This is a genomic window from Halomonas sp. AOP5-B2-8 (genome assembly GCF_052376475.1).
GTDB classification, from domain to species: Bacteria; Pseudomonadota; Gammaproteobacteria; order Pseudomonadales; family Halomonadaceae; genus Vreelandella; species Vreelandella casei.
On the sequence record NZ_JBQSVS010000011.1, the window covers coordinates 1 to 7,602 of the forward strand.

Annotated in this window: 9 protein-coding genes; 4 read left to right on the plus strand and 5 right to left on the minus strand. The window is 48.4% G+C overall.

Annotated features, from left to right (window positions below):
* Together ACT3RP_RS17795 and ACT3RP_RS17800 are read right to left on the minus strand one after the other, a co-directional pair.
* Window positions 1-653 (minus strand): SOS response-associated peptidase (locus ACT3RP_RS17795; RefSeq protein ID WP_096277108.1); only part of this gene is annotated, 653 nt, incomplete at its 3' end.
* A gap of 186 nt (window positions 654-839) precedes the next feature.
* Window positions 840-1,802 (minus strand): IS1595 family transposase, encoded by a 963-nt coding sequence (locus ACT3RP_RS17800; RefSeq protein ID WP_427028022.1) that lies wholly within the window; start codon window positions 1,800-1,802, stop codon window positions 840-842.
* 112 nt (window positions 1,803-1,914) lie between these two features.
* Between ACT3RP_RS17800 and ACT3RP_RS17805 the strand changes: the two genes are divergently transcribed.
* Genes ACT3RP_RS17805 through ACT3RP_RS17815 form a run of 3 tightly spaced genes read left to right on the plus strand, consistent with a single transcriptional unit; the run spans window position 1,915 to window position 3,856 of the window.
* The gene (locus ACT3RP_RS17805; protein WP_192536299.1) at window positions 1,915-2,139 is read left to right on the plus strand and encodes a hypothetical protein; all 225 of its coding nucleotides are present in this window, start codon (window positions 1,915-1,917) and stop codon (window positions 2,137-2,139) included.
* Entirely contained in the window at window positions 2,136-2,585 is a 450-nt protein-coding gene (locus tag ACT3RP_RS17810) for a LexA family protein (protein WP_225734540.1), read from the plus strand. The genes ACT3RP_RS17805 and ACT3RP_RS17810 overlap by 4 nt, the downstream gene beginning before the upstream one ends.
* The gene (locus ACT3RP_RS17815) at window positions 2,582-3,856 is read left to right on the plus strand and encodes a Y-family DNA polymerase (RefSeq protein ID WP_096277112.1); all 1,275 of its coding nucleotides are present in this window, start codon (window positions 2,582-2,584) and stop codon (window positions 3,854-3,856) included. The genes ACT3RP_RS17810 and ACT3RP_RS17815 overlap by 4 nt, the downstream gene beginning before the upstream one ends.
* A 467-nt stretch (window positions 3,857-4,323) precedes the next feature.
* Here ACT3RP_RS17815 and ACT3RP_RS17820 read toward each other — a convergent pair whose 3' ends face one another.
* The 3 genes from ACT3RP_RS17820 to ACT3RP_RS17830 are packed head-to-tail and all read right to left on the minus strand — an operon-like array spanning window position 4,324 to window position 6,736.
* Window positions 4,324-4,767: a TIR domain-containing protein gene (locus tag ACT3RP_RS17820; protein ID WP_096277114.1), complete on the minus strand. Its 444-nt coding sequence runs from the start codon at window positions 4,765-4,767 to the stop codon at window positions 4,324-4,326.
* A gap of 9 nt (window positions 4,768-4,776) precedes the next feature.
* Window positions 4,777-6,207: an SIR2 family protein gene (locus ACT3RP_RS17825; RefSeq protein WP_192526915.1), complete on the minus strand. Its 1,431-nt coding sequence runs from the start codon at window positions 6,205-6,207 to the stop codon at window positions 4,777-4,779.
* 34 nt (window positions 6,208-6,241) lie between these two features.
* Window positions 6,242-6,736 carry a toll/interleukin-1 receptor domain-containing protein gene (locus tag ACT3RP_RS17830; RefSeq protein WP_096277120.1) on the minus strand — a complete coding sequence of 165 codons (495 nt, stop codon included), beginning with the start codon at window positions 6,734-6,736 and terminating at the stop codon, window positions 6,242-6,244.
* A 295-nt stretch (window positions 6,737-7,031) separates the two neighbouring features.
* Between ACT3RP_RS17830 and ACT3RP_RS17835 the strand changes: the two genes are divergently transcribed.
* Complete coding sequence (locus tag ACT3RP_RS17835) at window positions 7,032-7,361, plus strand: hypothetical protein (RefSeq protein ID WP_427046904.1); 330 nt, start codon at window positions 7,032-7,034, stop codon at window positions 7,359-7,361.
* Window positions 7,362-7,602: the final 241 nt, after the last annotated feature.

The window sequence follows — 7,602 nt, forward strand, 5'->3', positions numbered from 1 at the left end:
AGAGGATTGATCAGCTCATCACCTTGTCCCTCGGAAGGTTTGTTAACAGCCGTGCTAACCGGCCAATGTTCAACTAGTCCCGCATCGATATGCCGCACCATGCTGCGGATTGTCTCTTTATCCGTCAGGTCAGTAGCAAGCCAGTGTTCAAGACTGTCGTCGTCCAAAATTAACGGCATCCTGTCATGCACATCGGCAGCACTGCCTCGAGCTGGCTCGGTGAGAATGGCACATCCTAGACCTCCATCATCCCGTTCTGCGTAGATAGCGGCGAAGTATAGGGGCTCTCGATCCCTTCGGCACAGATAATGAGGCTGCTTAGGGGGCGTGTTCTTGATCCATTCGTACCATCCGTCAGCGAGTACGAGGCACCGGTGTTTAGCAAATGCCGATTTGAAAAAGTTATTAGTCGCAACGGTTTCAACTCGCGCATTTATGGGTTGCGTGCCTTTCCCTTTGGCCCACGATGGGCGAAATCCCCACCACACCTCTTCAAGCGTGGGAGCAGAGTCCTCAGACGCCTGCCGTATGCTCGCGATCCAGGTACCCGGCGCCACATTGTAGCGCGGTCGAATGTCGCGCTCAGACATAACCGCACCGACCTTTTTGGTCAGCTCAGGTATCGGGGTGAATAAAGCAAATCGTCCGCACATAGCTGCAGGATAGACGAGAATTGGCCACCCAAGTCAGCCTACGCACCAAAATCGCGGTGCCCTCATCTAACCACCGTCAAAATAAGGTGGGCTTGCCAACACGATAAGACCAACGAATGAAGAAGAGTGCTTGCGATTCACTAGGCTGATCGCTTATTGTCAGCCCTTAATACTGTATATATTAGGCTATGTTGGCATCTGCTGTTGGTCAGCGCCTATCGCCGCACGAAGCCACGCTTCCTCGGCTGGCCTTGTGGTTTCAAATAACCGTCGCCATGCCAAGTAATTAGGTAAGTACGCTGTCCCCACCCCATGAAAGCGCCCCATCCACCCCTTCAAGCGGCTCATATAGCTGTTCACGTTCTGAATGTGGTATTCCTTGCCGATCACTCGCTGATTATCGAATACGATGAGTCGATGATGGGCAATGCCGTAGTCGCGAGAGAAGGTTTTATACCAGCTGTGTCCGTCAGAGCATAAAATCGAGTCGCGATCGATGATCGGCGCCAGAAACTCATGAACAGTCGATTTTTGGAGCGCCGGATCAACCAAATCACTGACCTTTCCATTACGGTCTCGCGCAATAAGCACCTGAATTTTTTGTTCTTTTTTCTTAACATTGCCTTGTCCCCCACGCTTGCGAGGTTTGCGGTGAGTAATCTGACGCTTTCCTTTGCAGGACTCCAGGAAGAAGGTTTCGTCTACCTCAATGATGCCGGATAGTGGGTTGGCATTGTCTTGAGCACTCGTTTTCAGGAAACGATGACGCCATCGGAAAGCCGTCTTCAAATCAATACCCACTCGGGCCGCTGAGGCGCGCAACGTCAAGCTGTCTCGCATGCAGCGCAGGTAGTCGAACCATTTATCTCGATGTTGCAGCTTGGCTAAGGGCTTGCCTGTAAGGGCGTTGAATGTTTTGTGACACTCGGGATTCCGGCATCGATACCGCTGTAGGCCACCGCTGCGTCCCCACTTAACAGCGTGCTCGCCGCCACAATGTGGGCATGGAAAGTGATGGCTTAAGGTATCAATCAGAGTGTCTGCCTGTGAGCTGATTTGCCCAAGAAGTCGTTCCGCTATGTATTTCTTGCGCTCAACAGGAAGGCTGGAAAGTGTCCTCTCAAGGATTTTGAAGTCTGCTTGCTTCATGGCGCTCTCCACACGAAGGCTACACATACAGTATTTTATACAGTATATTTAAAGCACATCAACAGAAGATGACAACATAGCCATATATTAACAGCTATATAGGGAGGCGCTTATGAGCAAGAAAACTTACCCACGGTCTATGCAACGGCCATTCAGTAGTCCCCGTACTCTTCCAGTTATCGTTGGAGGATTTCCTCTTCAACGGGATGATTTGAGAGAGGAAGGTACGCAGTTGTTGGCGGTTTGGGGGACTGAACAAGACGCGCTACTCGCACCGCTTGAAAACATTGAGGTGCATCTACCAGGCACATGGCGAGCGATGGGGAGCATGGCATGAGTATGCATTTCACCATTCTTGGACGCGTCGACACCATGGCTCGACCGCTAAGGCTGCCTTTAGCGGGTGGCGAAGTCCGCGCTGGTTTCCCGAGTCCCGCAGACGATTATGTCGAGGTCGAATTAGATCTTATTGCCCATTTGATTAAGCACCCTAGTGCAACGTTCTTTCTGCGAGCCAAAGGCACCTCCATGGAAGGCGATGGCATTAAAGATAATGCGTTGTTAATTGTCGACCGGTCTATCAATCCTCAGCCAGGCCATATCGTGATCATGAGCGTGGACGGCGAGCTGACGTGTAAAAAGCTAAGCATCATGGGCAGTCGGCCGTATTTGGTGGCCTCTAACCCAGAGTTTAAGCCCATCCCTCTCACTGGGCATGATTGTCACAATTGGGGTGTGGCCACCCATAGCATCCAACCGCTAGCACCCGGTTTCACCGTATGATTGCCTTGGTCGACTGCAATAATTTCTATGTCTCCTGCGAACGAGTCTTTGCTCCCAGGTTGGAAGGCCAAGCTGTCGGCGTTTTGTCGAATAACGACGGCTGCGTGGTCGCGCGTTCGCAAGAAATCAAAAACTTAGGTGTGGCAATGGGAATGCCTGCCCATCAGATTGATCCGCATATTCGTCGACAATGCACATTGCTCAGCTCAAATTATGCGCTTTACGGTGATATGAGCAGCCGCGTTACTGATGTTCTCTCACAGCATACGCCTCACGTGGATGTATATAGCATTGATGAGTCATTTCTATCGTTTGAGGGCTTTGAACCAGACACATTAGAAGAACGATGCCAATTAATGCGACAGCAAGTTAAGCGAGATACAGGTATTCCGGTTAGCGTTGGCTTAAGCACTAGCAAAACGCTTGCAAAAATTGCCAATCACCGCGCTAAAAAAGAAAGTGTTTTCAATGGCGTGGCCATGATGGACCCTAACAGCAGCGACACCCGGGAATTCCTGGAGCAGCTACCCGTTAATGAGATATGGGGGGTAGCAGGTCGCAGTGCAGCGCGGCTTCATACTCTAGGCATAGAGAATGCTTGGCAGCTGCGCACCGCCAGCTCTAAGCATTTGCGGCGCCATTTCAGTGTGGTCATGGAACGTCTGGTTTATGAGTTGAGGGGCGAAAACTGCATATCACTCGACGACATGAGCCAACCAAAAAAACAGATCATGGTGTCCCGCTCCTTCGGCCGGCTCACGACGAACAAAACCGATCTGCACGAAGCCCTACGCGTGCACGCATCACGTGCTGGTGAAAAGCTACGACGACAAAACGGCTTGGCGCAGGCATTGATGGTGTTTGTTCACACCAATCGCTTTCGGCAAGATCTGCCGAGCTACAGTAAACGGTTAGTAATACCGCTACCTCACCCCACCGATGATAGCCGCGAGCTCATCAAAGCTGCCATGGCAGGGCTAGAAAGAATTTTTAAAAAAGACATCTGGTACCAAAAATGCGGGATTATGCTCATTGATTTGTGCGATCACGACAATGAACAACTAGGGCTGCTCGCCGAACCGATCAGTGACGAGAAACGTGCTCGTAATGAAAAATTGATGGCCACGCTCGATAAGCTCAATCGCGAACACGGAAAAAATACCGTCCGGATTGGCATGCCTCGCAAACAGAATGCTTGGGAATTGCGTTGCGAGCACCGTACACCACGCTACACCACACGCTGGGAAGAGCTAGCAGTGGCCAAAACCTAGAAAAGAGCTGCCATCCCTGGCACTCCTACCTCTTTTCACTACCAATAATCACATCCCTGTTGTGACGCATTCGACGTGCTAAAGCGGCGATCCTGGGCGTCACACTTTCACCCTAGCCTTTATCAAGCCATTTTTATGTAAGCGATTGACCACAGCGTTTGTAAGCAATGGCTTACAACAATCCGTTATGCAATGAAACTAAAAACGATTGGCGATATGTGTGCCACTAACCCAATTGGCAGCAACTAAGCCAGTGGTACTTCAGCTTATTCTGATGGATGGCAAAGACACCTGATCCGATTCAGGATAATTCGAGCAGTTAGCACGTGACATTTTTCCGCTAAAACAAGGGTTCAAACGCAGGATCGCTTGGTGAATAGGTCCCCTGGTAGCCTGTATGATTTCAGGCGGGGCATCAGAATTCATCTTCGTTAATTAGCTCAAAGGTGTGGTCGCTTAAATATCGCTCAAGGTTTTCCAGCAGCCTTGGCGGCTTCTTCAACCCATACTCCAAGGTTTTCACGACCATTATCTGTATTCCAGCGGTAGTGCTTGTATCCTTGGATCTTCATGCCGCAGAAGTCACTTGTTTGTTTATTGAAATCTGGGATTTTACTAATATCTATAGTCAACAATCCGTTGCCCCGTTTGATACTTTTCTCTATTTCGTATTTTACCCATTTACTTTTATCAGTATTGGCACCTATAAGTACGACTGTCACAGTCGTACCGATAAGCTGGGCATCTATCCATGCTTTTACCGTGCTATCACCTGTGCGCTCTAACTTCTCGAACTCTGCTTTGTCGATGAATCCAACTTTAGGGTTGGCATTGATCACGTTACTGTTACGGACATTCATCGCTCTCAGAACGTCGTCGTACTGGAAACTAAAGAAAACCTTTCTAGCCATGGGGACGCCTTAGATGAGCCGTAAGAGGAGGAGGATGACTTCTTGAGCGCGTTCAAGTGATGTAGATTTATCGCCTAGTTCACCCAACAAGGGTGTAATCTTTTTACCATTCTCGTGCTGAGATTCTTGATAAGACTTCATAACCTCATTCCACAGTAATTTCGACATCGAGCCTGTAATACCTACAGGAATTACAAAAACGCCTTTCGCTACAGCGATATCGAATTCTTCACGCATTCCGTCAGAAAGGATTAACTCGCCATTTTCCAGCTTATTGCCAAACATAAAAATAGCAACGCCTGCATGAGCGAGCATATTGCGTCGATATTCTGTCCACAGTTCCTTCAGAGGCCTTTCCCCAGTCTTGCTTTGTGGAAAGGGCCTAAGAATTAACTGGTCGTTGTCGAGACGGCCACCATTCATAACAGTTTGTTCAAGCACGCCAGTGATGATTGCGCTACCTATACCGAGGCCAAACCCTGAGATCACTCGGTACTGTTCTTTGCAAATGGCCCTGCTCAGATGATAAACGAATTGCTCTGATTCAGCCTTGCACCACGGGTTATAGTCATGAGCAGCACCAGAGATAAAGATTGTATTTCTTTTGTGGCGATGCTCGATGGCACGCAGAATGTCAGTAATTTCAGAAAACTCATCAACATAAACGGCTTTGATCCCTACACGGAGCAGCTCTCCTGTGAAAAGCTCTTCCTTACGTTGGCGATACTCGAAGTCAGCAAGGTCTTCATTCTCTCCCTTGCTAGCTCTTCTCAGGATGCAGTAGTGCTGTCGTTGATCTCGAGTAAACTGAATCCTGACGCGGCTAAGAATATATTCTAGATTAGGGTCGGTGAAGCTGAAGCCGAGAAAGAGGAAGGTTTTAGAAACCAAGTCACCGCTTAAAGCTGTAATGAACGGCTGCATATTGACGTGGTAACGCTCATAGTCATCGCGAGTCAACACCGCGTCAGCGGCATGCTCGATGTCACCATGCATCTTATAAACAATTGCATCACGTTTCGGCCGTGTCGTTGCCAATTGCTTATTGGTATGTTTGATGTCAGCTATCTTTTCGTTTTTTTCAAGCGCCGTTTCGATCAAACGATCATAATTGGTTGTCCAGTAGGTCGGAATAGGCAGCCTTGCCAGAATCGCGTGGTTTTCAGTGGGCTCCGCCGTCATTGAGAACTCAGTCACCAGTAGCTGATTGAGTTTTGCTCGGTTGGTCGCATTGACGTTTGTGTGGTATTGCGCCAACGTAACTAGATCCCATTCTTTATCGACGTCTAAATCAAGCTCATCAGCTATTGGCTTGAGCAATGACTTCCAGTCGACATAACCTGCTGCTCTTGAAAAGCCTGCACCCGCAAAAATAGCCAGATTTCCTTCTTCTAGCTCTTTTGAAAGGGTGTCAACGAGCCGTAACTGATCACGTTTCATTCTGAGCTTCCCGTCAGGTTTTTGTAAGGCATAATCAGATATTTCTCAGCCAACGACTGTGCCCTTGAAGGTCGTATAGGGCTAATGCTCCGTTTGGTGTGGTGTCGATACGGGAATAAAGCTGTAAATATTCATTGCCATGATGACGACCTGATGAGTCGACGGTAGGAACGATGACGATGTTATTGAGATTCTTCTTTCCATCAGCGTAACCAATCTCCCAAGGGCACCATCGTGATGACATGGAGTTCTCAGTAGCCAGGAAAAGGAACCAATTGGCATGCACAATGGCATTCTTGATTCGCCTTGCGGTTTCTGCATCAGGGCGTTCCGGCATCTTTTGGTCTTGCCAATCGATGTAGATATCCCACCCTTGTTCAATGAGCATTTGCTGAAGGCCTAATGCTTGCTGGTTATCTTTGTGACTATGGCTCAAGAAAGCAGTCGGTCGACCGATGCTTGGTGATGAAAAAACCCGTTGTTGCTTACGAAATGAAGCATTGCTGAGCTCATATTGGTAAATTGCCATACGTTACCATTCCCTACTATTTCTTAGTGTTTCAAGGGAAAGTGTCATTATTTTCATTCATTCGCAAGCCGTTTCTGAGCGTATTCTGATAGCGGAAGCGTTCAGCGTAATAGGCGGCGATGAAAGGCTTAGTGAATCCTGTTAGGCCTAACCGGGTGCTGTACGAAATAGCGACTACCACCCTCATTGGGGTTCCATCATGATCTAGTGGCAGCCAATGGTGTAACCGGATCATTCAATTCTTCAGATTATTGGGCCTGGGAGATAGATGATTGAATAATGTAGGAGAATCAAAATGAAAATTATTGAAAAGGTGGAAATCGATTTCGTCACCGATGTGATGTGCGATGTATGCCTATGCTCCACTCGGGTAGCGAATGTTGGGCTTGAATTTGCGACGCTCCAAGCTCATTGGGGATACGGGGCTAAGCACGATGGCGAGCGCTACGAACTACATCTCTGTGAGAGTTGCTTTTTTGGCACAGTTGCGTACCTAAAACAGGAGCGACGTATACAAAATTTATTCAGTGAGGAGGTTGGGATAGAGGCTAACGAGCCGAACAGCACATTTGGCCTAGTTGCATCAGAGGATTATTTTCGTGACGACGTCGGAAGCAAACTCTAATCATGATCTGCTCTGAAGTGGCCAATAAAGCGCTTTTAGCGCGAGGCTGTTGGACATTTTTGAGCAAGATGTGTCGTAAAAAAGTGTCAGGGCGGGCCTTGATCAAAGGCCATTGTCACTACCGGATGCGCCTTCTTGGCCTGGGTAACATGAACTAACTAGGCCGTATTGTTGTAGGCATGAAGCTGCCTTCGTCATTTAACAATATTGCTAATATCTGTCACCCATGGGGGCTTATGGG

Excerpts from the sequence above, each read along its gene's own strand:
- ACT3RP_RS17820 (WP_096277114.1), bottom strand. The coding sequence starts at position 4,767 with ATGGCTAGAAAGGTTTTCTTTAGTTTCCAGTACGACGACGTTCTGAGA.
- ACT3RP_RS17835 (WP_427046904.1), top strand. The coding sequence starts at position 7,032 with ATGAAAATTATTGAAAAGGTGGAAATCGATTTCGTCACCGATGTGATG.
- ACT3RP_RS17815 (WP_096277112.1), top strand. The coding sequence starts at position 2,582 with ATGATTGCCTTGGTCGACTGCAATAATTTCTATGTCTCCTGCGAACGA.
- ACT3RP_RS17805 (WP_192536299.1), top strand. The coding sequence starts at position 1,915 with ATGAGCAAGAAAACTTACCCACGGTCTATGCAACGGCCATTCAGTAGT.
- ACT3RP_RS17830 (WP_096277120.1), bottom strand. The coding sequence starts at position 6,736 with ATGGCAATTTACCAATATGAGCTCAGCAATGCTTCATTTCGTAAGCAA.
- ACT3RP_RS17825 (WP_192526915.1), bottom strand. The coding sequence starts at position 6,207 with ATGAAACGTGATCAGTTACGGCTCGTTGACACCCTTTCAAAAGAGCTA.
- ACT3RP_RS17810 (WP_225734540.1), top strand. The coding sequence starts at position 2,136 with ATGAGTATGCATTTCACCATTCTTGGACGCGTCGACACCATGGCTCGA.
- ACT3RP_RS17800 (WP_427028022.1), bottom strand. The coding sequence starts at position 1,802 with ATGAAGCAAGCAGACTTCAAAATCCTTGAGAGGACACTTTCCAGCCTT.